At 30.1% G+C, this 20,993-nt stretch carries 22 protein-coding genes and 1 tRNA gene; 15 read left to right on the plus strand and 8 right to left on the minus strand.

Going from position 1 to position 20,993, the window contains the following annotated elements; genetic code table 11:
- Window positions 1–180: 180 nt before the first annotated feature.
- From HY951_17665 to HY951_17695, 7 genes are all read right to left on the minus strand, one after another.
- A complete protein-coding gene (locus HY951_17665; protein MBI5541889.1) occupies window positions 181–687 on the minus strand; it encodes a hypothetical protein in 507 nt (168 codons plus the stop codon).
- Window positions 688–720: 33 nt separating this feature from the next.
- Entirely contained in the window at window positions 721–1,383 is a 663-nt protein-coding gene (gene upp, locus HY951_17670; GenBank protein MBI5541890.1) for a uracil phosphoribosyltransferase, read from the minus strand.
- 4 nt (window positions 1,384–1,387) lie between these two features.
- Window positions 1,388–2,308: a hypothetical protein gene (locus HY951_17675; GenBank protein ID MBI5541891.1), complete on the minus strand. Its 921-nt coding sequence runs from the start codon at window positions 2,306–2,308 to the stop codon at window positions 1,388–1,390.
- Entirely contained in the window at window positions 2,305–3,609 is a 1,305-nt protein-coding gene (locus HY951_17680; protein MBI5541892.1) for a polysaccharide deacetylase family protein, read from the minus strand. The genes HY951_17675 and HY951_17680 overlap by 4 nt, the downstream gene beginning before the upstream one ends.
- A gap of 22 nt (window positions 3,610–3,631) precedes the next feature.
- Window positions 3,632–4,327: a DNA repair protein RadC gene (radC, locus tag HY951_17685; GenBank protein MBI5541893.1), complete on the minus strand. Its 696-nt coding sequence runs from the start codon at window positions 4,325–4,327 to the stop codon at window positions 3,632–3,634.
- Between the two features lie 57 nt (window positions 4,328–4,384).
- A complete protein-coding gene (locus tag HY951_17690; protein MBI5541894.1) occupies window positions 4,385–4,639 on the minus strand; it encodes a 30S ribosomal protein S20 in 255 nt (84 codons plus the stop codon).
- Window positions 4,640–4,666: 27 nt separating this feature from the next.
- Window positions 4,667–4,738, minus strand: a tRNA-Glu gene (locus HY951_17695).
- Window positions 4,739–4,973: 235 nt separating this feature from the next.
- Here HY951_17695 and HY951_17700 point away from each other — a divergent pair.
- The 14 genes from HY951_17700 to HY951_17765 all read left to right on the plus strand — a co-directional run bounded on the left by HY951_17700 (window position 4,974) and on the right by HY951_17765 (window position 18,065).
- On the plus strand, window positions 4,974–5,459 hold the full coding sequence (locus HY951_17700) for an RNA polymerase sigma factor (protein MBI5541895.1): 486 nt from the start codon (window positions 4,974–4,976) through the stop codon (window positions 5,457–5,459).
- A gap of 11 nt (window positions 5,460–5,470) precedes the next feature.
- Window positions 5,471–6,748, plus strand: a complete 1,278-nt coding sequence (locus HY951_17705) for a hypothetical protein (GenBank protein ID MBI5541896.1) — start codon at window positions 5,471–5,473, stop codon at window positions 6,746–6,748.
- Between the two features lie 30 nt (window positions 6,749–6,778).
- Entirely contained in the window at window positions 6,779–9,142 is a 2,364-nt protein-coding gene (locus HY951_17710) for a TonB-dependent receptor (protein MBI5541897.1), read from the plus strand.
- A gap of 189 nt (window positions 9,143–9,331) precedes the next feature.
- The gene (locus HY951_17715) at window positions 9,332–10,162 is read left to right on the plus strand and encodes a hypothetical protein (protein ID MBI5541898.1); all 831 of its coding nucleotides are present in this window, start codon (window positions 9,332–9,334) and stop codon (window positions 10,160–10,162) included.
- A 286-nt stretch (window positions 10,163–10,448) separates the two neighbouring features.
- Window positions 10,449–11,153 (plus strand): hypothetical protein, encoded by a 705-nt coding sequence (locus HY951_17720; protein ID MBI5541899.1) that lies wholly within the window; start codon window positions 10,449–10,451, stop codon window positions 11,151–11,153.
- A 6-nt stretch (window positions 11,154–11,159) separates the two neighbouring features.
- Window positions 11,160–12,212 carry a histidine kinase gene (locus tag HY951_17725; protein ID MBI5541900.1) on the plus strand — a complete coding sequence of 351 codons (1,053 nt, stop codon included), beginning with the start codon at window positions 11,160–11,162 and terminating at the stop codon, window positions 12,210–12,212.
- Between the two features lies 1 nt (window position 12,213).
- Window positions 12,214–12,963: a LytTR family transcriptional regulator DNA-binding domain-containing protein gene (locus HY951_17730; GenBank protein MBI5541901.1), complete on the plus strand. Its 750-nt coding sequence runs from the start codon at window positions 12,214–12,216 to the stop codon at window positions 12,961–12,963.
- A gap of 166 nt (window positions 12,964–13,129) precedes the next feature.
- Entirely contained in the window at window positions 13,130–13,432 is a 303-nt protein-coding gene (locus HY951_17735) for a Dabb family protein (protein ID MBI5541902.1), read from the plus strand.
- A gap of 50 nt (window positions 13,433–13,482) precedes the next feature.
- Entirely contained in the window at window positions 13,483–14,454 is a 972-nt protein-coding gene (locus HY951_17740; GenBank protein ID MBI5541903.1) for a class I mannose-6-phosphate isomerase, read from the plus strand.
- 28 nt (window positions 14,455–14,482) lie between these two features.
- Window positions 14,483–14,992, plus strand: a complete 510-nt coding sequence (locus HY951_17745) for a hypothetical protein (GenBank protein MBI5541904.1) — start codon at window positions 14,483–14,485, stop codon at window positions 14,990–14,992.
- A 92-nt stretch (window positions 14,993–15,084) separates the two neighbouring features.
- Window positions 15,085–15,699, plus strand: a complete 615-nt coding sequence (locus tag HY951_17750; GenBank protein MBI5541905.1) for a YihA family ribosome biogenesis GTP-binding protein — start codon at window positions 15,085–15,087, stop codon at window positions 15,697–15,699.
- A gap of 60 nt (window positions 15,700–15,759) precedes the next feature.
- Window positions 15,760–16,701, plus strand: coding sequence for a ribose-phosphate pyrophosphokinase (locus HY951_17755; GenBank protein MBI5541906.1), 942 nt, complete (start codon window positions 15,760–15,762; stop codon window positions 16,699–16,701).
- Window positions 16,702–16,828: 127 nt separating this feature from the next.
- Complete coding sequence (locus tag HY951_17760) at window positions 16,829–17,458, plus strand: 50S ribosomal protein L25/general stress protein Ctc (GenBank protein MBI5541907.1); 630 nt, start codon at window positions 16,829–16,831, stop codon at window positions 17,456–17,458.
- A gap of 22 nt (window positions 17,459–17,480) precedes the next feature.
- Window positions 17,481–18,065, plus strand: a complete 585-nt coding sequence (locus HY951_17765) for an aminoacyl-tRNA hydrolase (protein ID MBI5541908.1) — start codon at window positions 17,481–17,483, stop codon at window positions 18,063–18,065.
- On the opposite strand, the gene HY951_17770 is transcribed toward HY951_17765, so the two are convergent.
- Entirely contained in the window at window positions 18,062–18,649 is a 588-nt protein-coding gene (locus tag HY951_17770; GenBank protein MBI5541909.1) for a uracil-DNA glycosylase, read from the minus strand. The two genes, HY951_17765 and HY951_17770, sit on opposite strands and share 4 nt — an antisense overlap.
- A 128-nt stretch (window positions 18,650–18,777) precedes the next feature.
- Here HY951_17770 and HY951_17775 point away from each other — a divergent pair, with 128 nt between their 5' ends.
- Window positions 18,778–20,895 (plus strand): tetratricopeptide repeat protein, encoded by a 2,118-nt coding sequence (locus HY951_17775; protein ID MBI5541910.1) that lies wholly within the window; start codon window positions 18,778–18,780, stop codon window positions 20,893–20,895.
- Window positions 20,896–20,993 lie beyond the last annotated feature (98 nt).

A 20,993-nucleotide genomic window follows, 5' to 3' on the forward strand; every position in this document is an offset into this window, starting at 1 on the left:
AATGGCTCCAATACCCATTTGCAGCGTAGAACCATCTTCAATCATGTTTGCAATGTTTTGACCGATAGCGAGTTCTTCGCTTGTCATCGGATGAGTCAATACTTCCTGAATGGGTTCATCCGGTAATTAAGAAAAACATTTCAGAATTACTAACAAATTGTGAAGATAAATGTATTGTTACTAAAATCTGATTGTAGTAAAGTGTAAAATACTACTAAAAAACAATGACCAGAACAATACGGAGGAACAAAGTATTAGTATTGTTTTTTTAGATCTTTTAAAAAACCTAATCGTTAAAAATGTACCTATTGGAATAGATAAAATTAATGGAGTTAAAATAGATATTCCTGCAAGCCCCCATGATTGTTTAATTCTAACAAATCGTTTTGATTTTTTACTGAAGATCTTTTTCTCTTTCTTAGGAAATATTTTTCTATAACCATCCTTTATGCTTTTACCAAAGGATCGGGATTTCGGGTGATTGTGCATATATACATGTACAAACCAGTTATAAAAAATAATTAATTCATCAGAAATAAATGCAAAAAATATAACCCCTAACATTCCACCTAAAGAAGTATAAGAAAGTGTTTCAATAAAAGAAAATTTATATCCTAACGCTAATGGAAATGCAAAAATAAACTTTACAGAACTAACTAAAAGTAATATTGATATTTTATAGAACATTGTTCATCTTCAATTGAATTAGTCAACTGAGATTTAATAATTGTGTTCTTTGTTACCATATGCCAAATCACCTGCATCGCCTAAGCCTGGAATAATAAATGACTTTACTGTTAGCTCTTCATCAACAGCAGCAGCCCATAAAGTAACATTTTTAGAACACAAATGTTTTTGAATATAATTAATTCCGTCTTTACAAGCAATTACCGTAACAATGTGCGTATGTCTTGGTTTACCATTTTTCAATAATGAATTAAATGCTAATATCATTGAAGAACCTGTTGCAAGCATTGGATCACACAAAACTAAAGTACGATCTTCAAGGTTTGGACAGGAAATATATTCCAATTCGATATGAAAAGAACCATCTTTGCTGTATTTTCTAAAAGCACTTATAAAAGAGCTATCTGCACCATCAAAATAATTTAACAAACCCTGATGAAGAGGCAAACCGGCTCTTAATATTGTAGCTAAAACAGGCTTTTCAGAAGGTGTAACTACATTAGCAATACCAAGTGGTGTAGTAACCTCCCTCTCCTCGTAAACCAACTGTTTACTAATTTCATAAGCCATTATTTCGCCAATGCGTTCCATATTACGACGAAAACGTAAACTATCACGCTGAACACTAACATCTCTTATTTCAGAGAGAAATTGGTTTAAAACAGTGTTTTTTTCGCTAAGTACTTTTATTTCCATCTTATTACTTTTTAAACAATTTAAGTGGAAATGGTAAACGGTTCTGCTTTATTGTCAAGTACTCACAGTCTGTTGCACCAAATCCTTTATAAAATCTAGCTAGACCTTCTATATTAGATCCTTCAAAATCTAAAATTAAATTTTTTTCTGAATATTTTTTAATGAATTCGTCAATAATCAGAAACATTGCTCTTTTTTCTTTCCCTTCCTCAGTTGATGCAGCAAAAAGGTAAATTACCTTTTTATGAGAGAATATAAAAAAAGCAGCGGCAACCAGCTCATTTTTTTGATTATACGTTGCCAATATTTCTCCGAAGTTATTCTGAAGAGCAAAATTTATAATTTTTTTTATATCATTATATTTTTCTGCAGGAACTGATTCTACTTTTACTCCAACGTTGTTTTTTATAAGCTTTACAAAATCATTTACGGAACAAATATTCGGAATAATTTTCAACCCATTATTTATTGATTTACCAATGTTACGGCGTGTATTTTCAGAAAATTTTCTAAACAATTGCTCATGAGTAAAAATTAAATCAAGTTCAAAATTGTGATTTTTTCTTATTCCTTTTGTTAACGAAGTTAACACATTGTATTTATTTAAATTGATCTCAACATACCTGAAAGATTTTGGAATTGCTGAAATAAATTCATTTACAATTTCGGGACTTATTCCTTTTGTTGAAAACACCCCCAGTTGCTGTGCAAATAATGGTTGAGCAAGAAAAGCAATTCCCATTTTAGAGGAATGCGTTAATGGCATTACTGCTTCATAATTATTTAAAACCAATGCATTCCAGCCTTTGCTAACAATGTTTAAATACCACGAAAATGCATATAAATTTCCATTTATGGATTTTCTGATACAATCATCCCATTTTTTAAAATCAATTTTTTTATGTTGTAAATATTGAATCTTCAACTTTCTTTCGCTTTAATAATCATTTTTTCGAAAACAGCTTTCCATCCTTTCCAATAGCCTGAATCTCCAAGTGATTCATTATGCCATAAAGATACAAATGTGCCATTTAATTCCTTTATTTCTTCAATATTTTTATTTATTAACTCAATAGAAACATCAGGTAAAAGATTTAAATGCTGACGCAACGTTCTGTCCATCCAAGTAAAAGGATATATCAAAAGTTCAGTTTCTTCATTTTTCTTCAAATTAAAAAAATAAAATGGTGAACAGGTTCCTGCACGATAACCAACAATATCAGAATAACCCATTGAATAATCAATTTTAATCCCATTTTCAATTAGCTTTTGATAGGTATCAGGAAATTTAATCATTAAAAAATGCTGGCGAGATATTATTATTTTCTTTTCAATTACTTCTTCAAGATTTCTTTTTTCTTGAGGTAAGGTATTTTCAAAATTTGAATTATAAGATGGATGAATTCCAATTTCACTGAAACAAGAAAGATCTTTAATTTTTTTCGAAAATAATTTCTCAGTAAGTTTTACATTTTTATCGAATTTAGAATACTTTCCTGAAAGAATAAAAACCTTAGAATTTATTTTGTTTGTTACGACTAATTCGCGAATAAAATCATAGCTATCATATGGATCCTGAATTCTTCCATTTAACACTCTTGTTCTTTGTTTTAATTCTGCTGTTTTTCCTTTCAACAATGATAAAACATATCCTCCTAAAGTTCTCAGCAACCCTTTCCCTTTATAGGCAAATGCGTTATCAATATCAATAGTAGAAATAAAATTGTAATTCTGTTTTCTAAAAATTATTTCTGGGTAAGAAGTTTTTAATATTTCACTTAGTTTTTTTGCCCAAATATTAATAACAGGTTTTTGTAAAATTCCTGCCTTAAAAGCAACAGAAGATTTATAAGTAAACCTTTCGTGCACATCAGAATCAAAGGGCAAGTATTCTTCATAACGGCTTACTAAATAAAACGATGCTGCAAATAAGTCAAATGGAATTTCAATATTTTCATTTTTGGGAAAAATAATTTTACCCCAGCTATTTTCAGCAACCTCGGGTTCAAATTTTATTATCTCATCTGAAAAAAGCAATTCGGATGCCGAAACCCAGATACCATTTTTGCTATTATCATTTGAATAGTTTATTCTTGGTCCTGAATAATTTGAGAATTCTGTTAAATCAGTTGTGACTTTATATTCGCAACCGATTAACGACCCTAATAAAAATTTTAGAATGTAATTTAATCTATTGGTAATAACTGTTGTATAAACAAGTAACATTCTTCCTTATTAGTTATTTACATTAAAGTAACCCTTCATCGGCAAAACTAAAATATGCTTTCTGAGTAATTATCAGATGATCTAATAGAGCTATATCCATCAGTTTTGCAGATTCTTTTATTTTATTGGTAATAATTTTATCGGCTTCACTAGGTTGTAAATTACCGCTCGGATGATTATGAGCAAGTATAATTTTTGAAGCCCCATCCATTAAAGCCTGTTTTAAAATAATGCGTGGATCCATTACAGTTCCTGCCATTCCACCTTGACTTGTTTTATGATGTGCTATAATTTTACTAGCCTGATTCAAAGTTATAAAATGTGATTCTTCGTGTGTTAAATCTCCTATTATTGATTGCAAATACTCAAACGCTTGTTGACTTGAAACTATTGTATCTTGCTCTATTGCTTTTTCCGCATTACGGCGGCGCCCCAATTCAAGTGCGGCGAGTATTGTAATGGCTTTTGCTTCGCCTATTCCCTTTATTTCTCTAAGCTTATTAATGTCAAATTTAGCAAGTTCATTAATATTATCTCCTGCTAACTTTAAAATTCTTTTTGACAAATCAACAGCAGACTCATTTCTGTTTCCACTTCCAATTAATATTGCTAATAATTCTGCAGGTGAGAGACTTGCTTTTCCCTTTAAAAGAAGTTTTTCGCGTGGGCGATCCTCTTTTGACCAATTTTTAATACTAAATTTTTCGGGTTGTTCCATAAAAAAAAGTCTCCCTCAAAAATAGGAAGACTTTTTTATTAAATAGTTAAATATTTTTTACTTCAAGCTGTTTACGTGTAAAGTAAGACTTGATTTAAGATTTGAAGCTTTGTTTTTATGAATTACATTCTTTTTTGCAAGTTTATCAAGTAAACCAGCAATTCTTGGTAACATTTCAGCAGCTGCTTTTTTATCTGTGCTTTCGCGTAAAGCTTTTACAGCATTACGAGTTGTTTTTGCGTAGTATTTGTTCTCAACACGGCGTGTTTCGGTCTGACGAATGCGTTTTTCTGATGATTTATGGTTTGCCATAATTTTCTATTTTTAAACTAAAGTTTGTAGCCCGTAGGGGAATCGAACCCCTGTTTCCAGGATGAAAACCTGGCGTCCTAACCCCTAGACGAACGGGCCATGAATTAAAGAACATCCCTTTTTGTTGGGAGTGCAAAGGTAAAGTATTTTTATTAATTGCAAAAAAATGTAGCAAATATTTTTTAAAGTTTAGGATTAACTATCATTTTATGTGACTTTTCATTTAAAATTCTTAGTTTTTGAATTAATAGTTAACTGAATTAAAAAAAATAATTTTCGTGCTGTAACTTTTCTGTAACTTGCATCGTCATATTCCCGAAATCGAACTTGCTGAATGACGACTGAAGATTATAATAAAGCTGTAGACACATACTCTGACGGGGTTTATAGGTTCATATTAAAGAACATAAGAAATACCGACAAAGCAAAAGATATAGTGCAAGACACGTTTGAAAAATTATGGATTAATGTAAAAAATGTAAATTCAGAAAAAGTAAAATCATATATTTTCACTACTGCTTATCATACAATGATCGATTCAATAAGAAAAAATAAAAGAATAGTAAATTTTGAACAGGCTGATCAATCGGAATATTCAACTAACAGAAGTTATTCTGACGTTGGTGAAATTTTAAATAAAGCAATAGCAAAACTTCCTGAAGATCAACGCTCTGTTATTTTACTTCGTGATTATGAAGGATATTCTTATGATGAGATTTCAGAAATTACGGGTTTAACTGAAGCACAGGTTAAAGTATATATATACAGAGCAAGAGTATTTTTAAAAGAATATATTGGTAGTATGTCAGTTTTAGTGTAAAAAATAAAAAGATGAAAATTAACCGCAATAATTACGAAATGTTTTTTGTCGATTACCTCGACAATAATCTTTCGCGCGGTGATTTACTCGAATTTATGGCATTTCTTGCCGAAAACCCAGACCTTGAAGAAGAATTGAATTTAGTAAAAAACATAAATCTTGAACCTGAGAAAATTACTTTCAATGCCAAAGACAGTTTAAAGAAAAATTCAACTGATATTATTACTAAAGAAAAATTCAATGAACTTTGTGTTGGCAAAATTGAACACACTTTAACAAAAGAAGAAATTTCAATATTAGATACTCAGATAAAGTTATATCCTGAACTTGAAAAAGAATTAAAGCTTTTTGAATTAACTTTAATAAAACCAGATTTATCTATTGAGTTTTCAGCTAAAGATTCTTTAAAACATATTGAAATTTCAACTACTGAGCTTTGTATTGGTCATATAGAAAATGAACTTAGTGTAGTTCAGAAAAAAGAATTTAACACTCTGCTTAATCATAGTGACGATTTTAAAAAAGAATTTGAACTGTTTAATAAAACTATTCTAAAACCCGATACCTCTATAGTATTTCCAAATAAATCTTCTTTAAAGCACAAAACATTAACACCTGCAAAAGTATTATTTACAAGGATTATTCCGGCTGCTGCTGCTATTGCATTATTGGTAATAATTGCATTCAACTCCGGATTTTTTGGTAAACAAAACCAAACAGGAAAAATGTTTGCAAATTCAAATAAACAAAATCATATTATTGTTCCTAAAAAACAAATTACCCCAATTGAAAATTCATCTGAAAATAATTTTGCAATAACAACAAACAAACAAAAACAAATTAAAAACAACATTTATATTAATCATACACCTGATACTTTTAACAATATAGCTCAAAATAAAGCTATTATTAATCCTGACACAAGCTCCAAAGAACAAAACATTATTCAACAAAATAAAATAATTAATTCAAGCATTAATCCTATAGCTAACAATACTGTTAAAACAAATGAAAACCTGAACAAAACAATGGAAGCTGTATTTGCAAATTCAAAATATGAACATTTCCGTGATATGATTGATAATGTTCCTTATGCATCAATTACAGCAAGAAATTCTGGACTAGCAAGTATTGGTGTTTGGGATGTTGTTGAAGCTGGAAGTAAAGGCTTAGAATACATAACAGGAACACCTGTAAAAGTTGAAAACACAACCGACAAAAAGAATCACACCAAACGTTTCTCATTTAATATTGGTAAAATAGGTTTCTCCAGAACTGTACATAAATAAATTACCTTAAAGTATCATAATTCTAACATCATGAAATATTTATTCTTAATTATTATTACTAGCCTATGCTTTGGTTTTTCATATGCACAAGATAAAGTTGAAGTAACAGGACAAATAAAAGATAACCAAACAAAAGGGGCATTAGAATTTTGCAATATTTCGGTACTGAATGCTAAAGATAGTTTGATCACAGGTACTGTAACAAATAATAAAGGATTTTTTTCTCTTTCACTTGATGGCGGTTACTATCGCTTTGTAATTAGTTACATTGGATACAATACCGACACTACAGCATTGATTGCTGTAACACAAAACAAATTTATAGGAGTTTTTAAACTTGTACCTAATGTAAATACATTGAATGAAGTATCTGTTTCAGAAAGTTCAAGGGAAACTCAGGTTGACAGAGATGTACAAGTAGTTACCGACAAAATGAAATCCGGAACAGCAAACACCAAAGAAGTACTAGACAAAATGACCGGAGTTGATTATGACAGATATAATAATTCTATTAAAGTAGACAATGACAGTAAGGTTATTATTCTTGTTGATGGTATTGAAAAAGATCAGGAATATGTAAAGAATCTTTCACCCGATAGACTTAAGAAAGTTGAAGTAATTCGTGATCCGGGAGGCAGATATGCACTTGAAGGATATTCTGCAGTAATTAATATTATTCTTAAAAAAGATTATCAGGGAACTGAAATTTATGTTAGTGACAGATCAATGCTTGATCCTGATGCAATAAAACAGGAATATATTCCGGTTCAAAATAACATTTCTGCAACAGTAAATTATGTTTATAACAAAGTAAATATTTATGGAAAATATAACAATAGTTATAATAATTTCAACTTAAATTCTACCGGAATAAAAGAATATAATAACGGCTTAAAAATAGAGCGTGGTCCGATTTCAGATGAAGATATAAACACCAAAGTAAAACAGCAATACAATTATTACACTGTTGGTGCAGATTATTATATTAACCCAAAACATACTATCAGTATGGAAAGCATGTTAATGGCACAACCAATAAAACATAACACCACTGAACAGAAAGACAAAGTTACATATAGCCTAAACGACAGTATTTACAATAGTTTTTATTCTGAATCAAAAAACAAAACTAATAATATAAACTCATACAGTTCACTTTTTTATGAGGGAAAATTAAATGAGAATAATGTTATAAATTCAAATTTCACTTTCTCAAATTATACCAATAACTATACAAATATTTATAAAGAAAACATTGACTACATAAGAAACGAGGAAGGTAAAGATCACAAATACAGCACAAAATTTTATTTAGAATACTTGCATACATTTAAAAATAACACCAGCATTCAATTCGGTTATGGTAATACATATGAAAATTTAAAAAGTAATTTTACAGTTGACACAACATTAAGTACATTTAAATATTCTGATTTCAGACATAAACTTTATTCGTATTTCTCATGGCAAATAAGCAAAAAATTAAGTTTAAAATTTGGTGGTGTAGGTGAAACAAGTTCACCAGATGCAGGAGGTCAGAAAAACTCATATTTAATTTTTCAACCTTACATTGATTTAAAGTTTAATGCGTCTAAAATGGTAAATTTTAAAGCTAAATACAGAGCAAGTACCAATTATCCAAATATCAGCCAGACTAACCCATACACATATATGGTTGACATGCAAAGTATAAAAACCGGAAATCCCGGATTAAGACCTGAAGTAACAAATAAAGTTTCACTTCAAACTACCATTTTGCAGGGACTAATAACAATAGAACCATATTATCATTTTTCGAATAATTACATTACAGAAATCGGGAAATTAAGATCAGACAGTATTTTTGAATACAACTATAGCAATGCCGGATTCTATAAAAACTATGGAGTTGAAGCAAGCCTTACTATACCTTTTGGTAAAAGTGTCTTTTTACAATCAAGTTTTGACTTTTTTAATAGCAGCATAAAATATAGCAGTAAAACCAATAGTTTTAACGATTGGTCAATGACAAGTCAATTGATATATCAGAACCAAAAATCAAAAACTGTAGCAGGATTTCAGTTTCAAAACAATATGCGCAAATATATAACAGCCCAAGGATATAATAAAGGCGATAATGACTTCTGGATATTGTTTTTACAACAACCGTTTTTTAAAGATAAATTAACTGTAATGCTTTTGTACTTTACGCCTATTACGTGGGGAGTCGATTTTAATCAAGGAAGTTATATTAAAACCGATACATATACCGAAAGTAGATTTAATAATATTGACTTACTAAAAAACATAGTAATGCTCGAACTAAGCTACCGTTTTAATAAAGGAAAAACAATTAACAAAAAAGAAAAAGAGATTGAAAAAATAAACGAAAAAAGTTCAAAAGGGTTTTTATAATCTTTAGTGTTATTGATAACTTAGAAGTTCGGAATAATGCTTTTCCGAACTTTTTATTTTATATTAAATGTCATTCATTGAAATATTTTTAGCATTCATTGAAAAAAACTTTGACTTCGTCTGTAACTTTTCAAAATATATGTTCGTCATATGACAAAATTAAACAAGAATAATTTAAATTTTTAGAATATGAAAAAGCTTACAGTAATTTTAGCAGCAGTCTTTTTAACAGTAGGAGCATTTGCTCAGGAGAAAAAAGACACAACAACTTTTAAGTTGGGAAGAAGTACAGTTATCATCATTTCAGATAAAGATGAATTAGTTAAAATTGAAGACAATGACACAACCATCACTTATGAAAACGATGATAATGATTCTATTAAAAGAAATAAATTTAATGGTCATTGGGGTGGCTTTGACATTGGTTTAAATGGATTTGTAACAAGAGATAATTCATTTTCATTAAATAGCTCAGATCAGTTTTTGAATCTTAATCAGGCAAAATCATGGAACTTCAGCCTAAATTTTGCTGAATTCAACATTGGTATTGTTAAAAAATATGTAGGTTTAGTTACAGGTGCAGGCTTACAGTTTAACAATTATCGTTTCGATAAAAACATAACATTGGTTGGCGATTCAGCAAATTTAACATATTACAATGACACAGTATTAAAATTCTCTAAAAATAAAATGGTTGTTACCTACCTTACAATTCCTTTGTTACTTGAGTTTCAATTACCTGTAAACAAGGGTCATGACAATATACATTTCTCAGCAGGTGTAATAGGCGGACTTAGAATTGGCACACATACAAAACAGGTTTTTGATATAAACGGCAACACAAACAAAGAAAAACAACGTGAAGATTTTCACCTATCTCCAATTACATATGCAATAACAGGTCGTATAGGATACAATGGAGTTAGTGCTTTTGTAAACTATAGTTTATCGTCTCTCCTCAAGAGTAATGAAGGTCCAGAGGTTTACCCTTGGTCAGCAGGACTTTCTTTCTCTTTCTAATATATATCACTTTTTAACAGAGGAAGCCGTCGGTATTAGTATCGACGGTTTTTTTATTATAATCATTACAGATTTCAAAACCTGTTAGGTTTTACCAACTTGGCATGTTGCTCAGATTGCAGAATTTTTAACCCCCTTTTTTATTTACTCATCGGGAAATTGATTCTTTTTGAAGATTAGCACTTTCTATACTTTTATAATGAATGTAAGTTTGACTCATCAAATAAATCAATAAAAATTTACAATTATGGAAACAACAACTTATTTTTGTTCAAAACAAAAACGAATGAAAAAAATAATCATAGGAGTTATAATATTAGCTGCCGGATTAATATTACTAGGATTTAACACCGGCATTCTTGACCCAACATATAAACATTTAATCTTTTCTTGGCCACTATTATTAATAGCACTTGGGTTAGCTAATTTTTTTGAACGATCATCATTTTGGGCAGGAGTTATTTTAACTTCAATAGGGGTTTTCTTTTTTCTTCCCAGATTAGTCGAATTCCATTTTAATTTTATTCATCTTTTTTGGCCATTCCTGCTTATTTTAATTGGAATAATAATGATTTTAAAACGAGTTTTCTTTCGTTCATTTTCTCACCATCACGGTCATATAAGATCTGGAAGTAAGCTTGATGAAGGTATAATTGATGAATCAAATGTATTTGGAAGCAGCAACAGAATTATTCAACCATGTAATTTTAAAGGTGGTAAAATTTCAAATGTTTTTGCTGGTTCAAAAATCGACCTTACAAAAACTACTCTTTCAGATACTGAAAACTACCTTGAAATTGCATGTGTATTTGGTGGAGTAGAAGTAATAGTTCCTTCAAACTGGAAAGTGCAGATTCAGGTTTCATCAATAATGGGAGCATTTTCTGACAAAAGATTTGCAAACAACAATCAGGTAATTGATAATAGCAAAACATTAATAATTAAAGGAAGTGTTGTTTTTGGCGGGGGCGAAATAAAGTCATTTAATTAAACATTAATGAACCATCCCTTTTTTAAAAGCCTTCAACATTTTTTAATATATTCAGGGGCATGGATAATAGTAACAGTTATCCATGCCGCTGTTTTATTATTTTTTTATAATATCTCCATTAGTTATTCTATTATTGATGGATTAATTTTCAATACCCTTTTTGCACTTTTCGGTTTATCATTATGGTATATTGTTGCCCATTCGCGTTACAATAAATCGCCAATGTTAAATGGTTTTATTACTCATATAACTTCAGCAGCATTTCTCTTATTAATATGGATTTCACTTGGAGATTTTATTCTTTCATTGTTTTCAGGAAACAATACTAACTACGACAAATTTCTATCTACGGCATTACCATGGAGAATAATAAGCGGTATTTTTTATTACTCAATTCTAATTTTAATATACTATATTATAAATTATTATAACGCTTTGCAGGAACGTTCAATTCGTGAAGCCAGGTTAAACGAAATTATCCGCACTACAGAATTAGATCTTTTAAAATCACAGATTAATCCACATTTTTTATTTAACTCACTTAATTCCATAAGTTCGCTAACTATTACAAATCCGGCAAAAGCACAGGAAATGATAATTAAATTATCCGATTTTTTAAGATATACGATCTCACAGGATTCGGGTAGTTTAGTTTCATTAAAAGAAGAAATTGAAAACGCAAAACGATATCTTGAAATAGAACAAATAAGATTTGGAAACAAACTACAACATATATTTAATATTTCCGACAAATGTTTTCAAAAACTGGTTCCTGCAATGATTCTACAACCATTATACGAGAACGCTGTAAAACACGGAGTTTATGAAAGCACTGAAGAAATTTTAATCAAAACAAAATGTACATCAGAGAAAAATGTACTGAAAATAGAAATAACAAATAATTTTGATCCTGAAGCTAAGTCGAGGCAAGGAACCGGATTAGGAATTAAAAATATAAGTGAACGACTAAAACTTATGTTTCAACAAAATAATTTATTAAATATTAACAAAGAGCATAATTTGTTTGCTGTTGAATTACAAATACCTCAAAAATCTTAATATGGAAATAAGAGCAATAATAATTGAAGATGAAAAACCGGCAACAGAACTGTTGTTACATTATTTAAAAACATTTTCCAATATTATAATTTGCGGAACTTTTTCTGATGGTTTTAGCGGGTTAAAAGCTATTAATGAACTTAAACCACAATTGGTTTTTCTAGATATTCAAATGCCAAAACTTACGGGAATTGAAATCTTAGAGTTATTAGATCACAAACCTGCAATAATTTTCACAACAGCATACGATCAATATGCTGTAAAAGCTTTTGAGGCTAATGCTATTGATTATTTACTTAAACCTTTTAGTTCAGATCGTTTTACTACAGCTGTAAACAAAGCTGTTGAGAAAATATATCAGAACCAGAATTCACAGCAAGCTATTAGCTCAGTAATTACTGCGTTGGAACCACATCAAACAAAAATGGAACGAATTGCCGTAAGAGCAGGTTCCAAAATTCAGGTAATTCCTGTTGAAGATATTTTATATTTTGAAGCAGATGGTGATTATGTGAAAATGCATACAAAATCAGGAAATTATCTGAAAGAAAAAACAATGAAATATCTTGAGAATCATCTGGATTCTTCAAAGTTTATTAGAATTCACAGAACTTATATTGCAAATGTTGATACTATACAAAGAGTTGAATACTACGACAAAGAAAACCATGTTGCTGTTTTAAGTAATAACGAAAAACTAAAAATTAGCAGCTCTGGTTATAAGCTTCTAAAAAGTGCAATAAACTTATAGCATTCGAGTTCTTTCGCCTCAAAGACACAACTATTCTCTTAACGAAGTGAATAAATAAATTAAAATTTTAAATAGACCACGCTTTAAATATTAATTAGTTAGTGATATTTTGTGCTTTCGAGATTTAGTGGCTAAAAAATACTTATCTTAGCTAAAAAAACATATAATGCTTAAACATATAATAATGTTCAAAATAAAAGAATCTGCGAATAAATCTGAGCATTTAAAAAATATTGAAATTGTTAAAGAAAAACTTGAAAATCTAAAATCACATATTCCTGAAATTAAAAAATTAGAAGTTGGAATCAATGTTGTTGAAGTTGCCTGGGCATTTGATTTGGTTTTAACAATTGATTTTGAAAATCTGGCTGCATTTGAGATTTATAAAACTCACCCTGCTCATCAGGCGTTTATTGAGTTTAACAAACAATTTTCAGTTGCAAAGGCTGCTGTAGATTATATTATATAATTCACTATTTTTAAATCCTTATTCGTAAATACTAAATCCTAAATCGAATCATGCTTTATCCTTTAAAGTTTACTCCTATTTTCAAAGATAAAATCTGGGGTGGTAACAAAATAAAATCTATTTTAAATAAAGACTTTGGCAATATACCAAACTGTGGCGAATCATGGGAAATATCAGGCGTTAATGGTGACGAATCAATTGTTGCAAACGGCTTTCTTGAAGGAAATACTTTATCAGAATTAATAGAGATTTACATGTCTGATTTAGTTGGCGAAAAAGTTTATGAAAAATATGGATTGGAATTTCCATTACTTATAAAATTTATTGATGCTAACGATGTACTTTCTATCCAGGTTCACCCAGATGATAAACTTGCACAGGAAAGACACGAAGCATTTGGCAAAACAGAAATGTGGTATGTTATTCAAGCAGATAATGGCTCTGAACTTATTTCAGGATTTGATAAAACAATTGACAAAGAAATTTATTTAAAACATCTTGAAGAAAAAACTTTAAAAAGCATTCTTAATGTTGAAAAAGTAAAAGCTGGTGATGTGTTTTTTATTCCTGCCGGAAAAGTTCATGCGATTGGCTCTGGAATATTGTTAGCAGAAATACAACAAACATCTGATGTTACCTATAGAATATACGATTGGGACAGACTTGACGATAAAGGAAATCCACGCGAGCTACATACCGAACTTGCCCTCGATGCAATAAATTTTGAAGGCAAAGAAGAATTTCGCCGAGAATTTAAACCAATTCGTAACGATTCATTAACTCTTGCAAGCTGCGAATATTTTACAACAAACATTATTGAGTTTGATAAACCTTTACAAAAGGATTATTTGGATATTGACTCATTTGTTATTTATATGTGCATTGAAGGAAATGTTGATATTTGTTATGAAGACAAATCCGAATCACTAAAAACGGGCGAAACAATATTAATTCCTGCAGAATTAAAAGAGTTAACATTAAAACCAAAAGGAAATTCGAAGATTTTGGAGGTATATATTTAAAAATAAAACACGTTATTATTAATAATTTATGAATATTGAAGTTCCTGTCAATAAAAAAACAATCCCTATTTCACTAATAACTGGTCTTTTATCGCTTGTTATAATTAGTTTTATTATTAAAGAATATTCACAACATGGCATTTCTCTTTTCTTCATTGTTATATTAATAATACTTACTATATATTTTATCGCTTATACATTTATTGCTTTTTTAGAATTTATAAAAACTCAGTTTGATAAGAATGCATTATTAAAGGTTTCAAACATTGGCATCAATGATAATTTAAGTATTTTTTCATGTGGGACAATATTTTGGGATGATATTACAACAATAGAGATAAAAAAAGAATTTAATATTGAAGTTATAATTATAAAATTAACTAACAATGATAAGTATTTAGCGAATAAAAATATTATACAAAGATATATATTGAAAAAATGGATTAAAAAATGGGGAACTCCCATAATTATTTCTGAGAGAAAAATTAGTTGTAATATTCAAGAATTAAAACAAATATTTTTAAAACACTTTTTATAAAACTGATTCTGCAATAAGCCTTTTTGCTTTCCCCTTAAAAATGCGTTAATTTGTATCTCCTTAAAAATATAAGGAACACCAATTTTTAATTTATGATTATCACCTCTGCCGAATTTGTTAAAAGTAGTCCTTCACTTGAACTTTGTCCAAAAACCACTGCTCCCGAATTTGCTTTTATAGGCAGATCTAATGTAGGTAAATCATCATTAATAAATATGCTGGTTAATAGAACCAGTCTGGCAAAAACAGCAGTAAAACCCGGGAAAACCAGATTAATAAATCATTTTTTAATAAATAAATACTGGTATCTGGTAGATTTGCCAGGTTACGGATATGCCTCTGCATCAAAAAAGGAAATTGCAAAATGGGGTAAATTTATTGACGATTATCTTGCAAAAAGAACAAACCTTGCTTGCCTTTTTGTATTAGTAGATTCAAGGTTAGAGCCACAAAAAATTGATATGGAGTTTATTAACAATTTAGGTTTTCTGGGGATTCCATTTGTAATAATTTCGACAAAAACAGATAAAATCACAAAGCTGAATGTTGAAAAACATATTAAGCAATTAAAAAAAGAGCTCAACGAAACATGGGAAGAGTTACCAACACATTTTCTTTCATCTTCAAAAACAGCAGTTGGTCGTGACGAAATCCTTGGTCTGATTGAGAAAACCAACGGTGAATGGAATTTTGATAAAAACATTTGATTTAAAAAATCAACCTCGTTTTTTTTATTATTTTTGCCAAACTCCTCTAAAAATTTAAATATGTCAATTGGCAAACATCCTGTTAAATTTTTCGCCGGTCGTGAATCAAGATACATTGCAGAAAAAATAGCTCAAAAATTTGGTAGTGAATTAGGAAAATCAACTGTAACGGTATTTAGCGACGGTGAATTTCAGCCTTCATTTGAAGAAACTGTACGTGGCTGTAAAGTATTTATAATACAATCTACATTTCCACCTCTTGATAATTTAATGGAATTAATGCTAATGGCCGATGCCGCAAAAAGAGCGTCAGCATTAGAGGTTATTGCTGTTATTCCGTATTTTGGTTGGGCAAGACAGGACAGAAAAGACAAACCAAGAGTTTCAATCGGTGCAAAAGTAGTTGCAGATATGTTGAACGTTGCAGGTGTAAACCGAGTAATGACTATGGATTTACATGCCGACCAGATTCAGGGTTTCTTTAATATTCAGGTTGACCATATTTATGCATCAGCTTTATTTGTTCCTTATATTAAAAATTTAAATATTCCCGATTTAGTAGTTGCAGCTCCTGATATGGGCGGAACCAAACGTGCCAATGCATATGCAAGATTTTTAGGTGCAGAAATGGCAATCTGCTACAAATTACGCAAACAGGCAAACGTTGTTGAACACATTACCGTTATTGGTGAAGTTGAAAATAAGAATGTTGTAATTGTTGACGACATGATTGATACAGCAGGAACAGTCTGCCTTGCTGCCGAAATGATGATGGGAAGAGGTGCAAAAAGCGTAAGAGTAGTAGCAACACATCCGGTACTTTCAGGAAAAGCTTATGAAAGAATTGAAAATTCAGTAATTACAGAATTACTCGTTAGCGATTCAATTCCTTTAAAACAACAGTCGTCAAAAATTAAAGTTATTACAATTGCTGATTTATTTGCAGACATAATTAACAAGGTATATAACTACCAATCAATAAGTTCTAATTTTATTGTATAAAAGAACTTATTATTCAAATATTTTCATAAATTTGCAGTCCCTTTTAAGACCTCTATTTTCAGTGTAATGGGAAGTTAAGTCTAGGGTAAACAGGACATTAATTTTGAGTAACACAAAACATTAAAAAATGAAAGCAATTGAAATCAGCGCTAAATTGCGCGAAAACGTAGGAAAAAAATCTGCAAAATTATTACGTAGAGAGCAAGCAATACCTTGCGTACTTTACGGAACAGAAAAAAACATTCACTTCTCAGCTATTGAAAGTGAATTTCGTCATTTAATTTATACACCGGATGTTCATTATGCAAAAATCAATATTGATGGAACAGAACATAAGGCTATAGTAAAAGACATTCAGTTTCACCCAGTATCAGATAAAATTCTTCACATAGATTTTCTAAATATTTACGAAGATAAGCCTATCACAGTATCTATTCCTGTAAAACTTAGCGGTTTTGCAAAAGGTGTTCAGGATGGTGGTAAACTTTATCAGGATGCACGTCGCCTTCAGGTTACAGGATTATTAAAACATTTTATCGAAGTTATCGAAATTGATGTTACAGAATTAAAAATTGCTTCATCAATCAGAGTTTCAGATATTAAGTTAGATAACCTTACAATTTCTGAAGCTTCTCATAAAAATGTTGCATCAGTAAGAGTTACCAGAGCTGCTAAAGAAGCTGAAGCTGTTCCTGGCGCTCCTGCTGCTGAAGGTGCTCCTGCTGCCGCTGCTCCTGCTGCTCCAGCTAAAAAGTAAAACATCTTAATTCCTAAAGCCTTTGAAATATTTAATTGCAGGTTTAGGAAATATTGGACCGGAATATTCCGGCACAAGACATAATATTGGATTCATGGTATTGGACGCCCTTGCAAAGGCGTCCAATCTTGTTTTTGAAAGTAGCAGACATAGTTATACTGCTACATTAAAATCAAAAGGCAGAACTTACATTCTAATAAAACCCACTACTTATATGAATTTAAGTGGCAAAGCTGTAAAATTCTGGCTCGAAAAAGAAAAAATCACACCTGATAAATTACTTGTAATACTTGATGATATTGCCCTACCATTTGCAACCATCAGAATAAGACCTAATGGTAGTAATGGTGGACATAATGGTTTAAAAAGCATAGACGAAATGCTTGGCAACCAAAATTACGCAAGAATGCGCTTTGGTGTTGGCAACGATTTTTCGAGAGGGAAACAAGCCGATTATGTATTAAGCGAGTTTAGCTCAGAAGAAAATAAAAACCTACCCATTTGTATTGAAAAGATGAGACTGGCTGCTTTAAATTTTGGTTTTGCAGGAGTTCAGAATACAATGAATGGCTTTAATGGTCTGGTTTCTTTTCCTGAAAACCCTTAACAATGATCTGATTTGTGATTCGGGTCAACAAGTTCACGATACTTTGTTACAACCTTTTTAAAGTCTTCCCAAGAATCAGGCTTAAGATTTGGATTTCTTAATAATGCTGCAGGATGAAATGTTGGCATTGCCAGACAACCATTCCACTCTATCCAATTTCCCCTGACCTTTGTTATTTTAAGTTTTGGATCTACAAGTCCATTTAAGGCTGTAGCACCCAAAAGAATAATAATTTTTGGCTGAATTAGTTCAATTTGCTTTAATAAATAAGGAATACAAGTGGCTCTTTCTTCAGGAAATGGAGCACGATTTTCTGGTGGACGACATTTAACAATATTCCCAATAAAAACATTTTCTGTTCTTGAAAAACCACATACTGCAAGAATCTTATCAAGCAATTGACCAGACCGACCTACAAATGGTCTGCCTTTAATATCCTCATCGTGACCAGGACCTTCGCCAATGCACATTATTTTTGCATTAAATGGACCCTCTCCAAAAACAACATTGGTTCTACCTTTTGCTAACTGGCATTTTTGGCAAACAGTTATTTCTTTTCTTAAAAGTTCAAATTCCTGATTCATTATAAATGTATTTATGGCGAAGTTAAAGAAATAAACTAAATAAGAAAAAACGAATAATATTAACTTTAGAAAAGTCCTATAAAATTTAAAGCGTTTTTTGCTTTATTATTTTTCTTTACTTTTACATCGTGAGCAAAAATAAAACAAATAAGTCCAAACAAAAAGAAGTACCTCAGGCACTGTCTTCAAAAAGCTTTGAAAAATTTTGGTTCTGGGGTATGTTGGCTATTGTTGTACTTGTTTATCTCCCTTCATTATTTAATGGTTTTACAAACTGGGATGACCCCGCATATATAACAAAAAATGAATTTATTAAAGGATTAGGATTTGAAAATCTTAAAGCAATGTTTGGTGAATTTCACAACGGACATTATCATCCTTTAACATGGCTTTCATTAGCGATTAATTATTCTTTTTCAGAATTAAATTCTTTTGGTTATCATTTAACAAATATGATAATTCATTTATTTAATGTTGTTCTTGTTTTTTTATTTATAAAAAAGCTATCTCAACATTGGCAGGTAGCAATACTAACGGCTTTGTTATTTGGCATTCACCCACTATCTGTTGAATCAGTAGCATGGGTTACCGAGCGCAAGAATGTGCTTTATACATTTTTCTTTTTATTCTCATTAATAGTATACATAAAATACATAGAGAAAGAGAAAATAAAATTGTATCTGGTTTCACTAATATTATTTTTAATTTCAGTGCTTTCAAAATCTCCTGCAATTATTTTACCTTTTGTTTTATTACTAATAGATTATTTAAAAGAAAGAAAACTAATCTCAAAAAAAGTCATATTTGAAAAAATCCCATTTTTTATTTTTACAATTGTTTTTGGCATTATTACTTCTATGGCTCAGGCTAAAGTAACAATAGTTTCAAATGAAATTATTCCGACTGATGTAAAACTGATATATGGTGCATGGGGGTTTTTAAAATATTTTTTTCTGATAATTATTCCATATGGCTTATCTGCATTTTACCCTTATATAATCTCTGATTATCCTGCATATTATTTTATCGGATGGATCTTTATTTCAATCTACATATGGGTTATCTGGCATAATTGGAAAAAGAATAATCGCATAGTTGTATTCGGACTATTATTTTTCTTCGTAAATATTTTTCTGTTTCTTAAATTTTTTAATCTGATTGCCAGCTCGTATTACATTGCTGACAGATACACTTATGTAGCATCTATTGGTTTATTTTTTATTTTCAGTAATTATCTGATAAAATTTAAACCTTCTGATATTGGTTATTCTTCTTTATCTAAATTTATTATACTTATAATTATTGTAATTTTTGGAATAACAACTTTCAATAGAAATAAAATCTGGAAAAACAGTCTTACCCTTTGGGATAATGTTATAGAGAAATATCCGGGTGCTGTTGTACCATTATTAAATCAAGGAAATGCATTTCGCGACGAAGCCAGATATTCAGATGCTCTTAATAATTATAATAAAGTAATTAAAACAGATTCTACTTTTTTTGAAGCAATTTCAAATCGTGGATATGTTCAGTTTATGCTTGGCAATTACAATGCAGCATTGATTGACTTTAACAGAGCATTATTATTAATGCCAACCGATAAGAATTTAATAAATAATAAAGCACTTTGTTATCAGAAATTAGGAAATAGTGATATTGTTGAAAAAGAAATTAAAAATTCCATTTCAAAAGGCGATGCAAATGCAGAATCTTATAATTTGTTAGGAAATACATATTTTGAAAAGAATAAATTCAAAGAAGCAGAAGAACAATATTCAAAAGCAATTGAGTTAGACACAAAAACTGCATTATACTGGTATAACAGAGCTAACTCCAGAGCAAGACTTAATATGCAAAATGAAGCATGTAGTGATTATAACAAAGCAATTGAAATTGACAATACAAATTCAGATTATTACTTTAATCGTGGTACTACAAAGTATTTTTTAAAAGATTTTACAGGAGCCAAAAATGATATGCTTGCCGCAATTAAATTAAACCCTAACAATGCCAGTTATTATTTAAACAAAAGCAATATTGAAATAGCATTGGGCAATATAGTAACTGCAATTGATGACATTTCAAATGCTATTAAATTAGATGTGAATAACTCACAAAACTATTTACGAAGAGCTATTTTATATTTCCAGACAAACAAAAAAGACTTAGGTTGCAAAGATGCAAATACAGCTTTAAGATTAGGAAATCAGGCAGCTGTCGAATTAATGAAGAAAAATTGTAAATAGTAATTTTGTTCATTGTTTTTTAGTAAGCATGGACGCTTTCCTAAAAATTAAATTAGATGAAAAGCGTCTACGTTTTTCATTATTTAATATTTTTTCAT

This window comes from Bacteroidia bacterium (assembly GCA_016218155.1).
Classification (GTDB): Bacteria; Bacteroidota; Bacteroidia; order Bacteroidales; family GWA2-32-17; genus GWA2-32-17.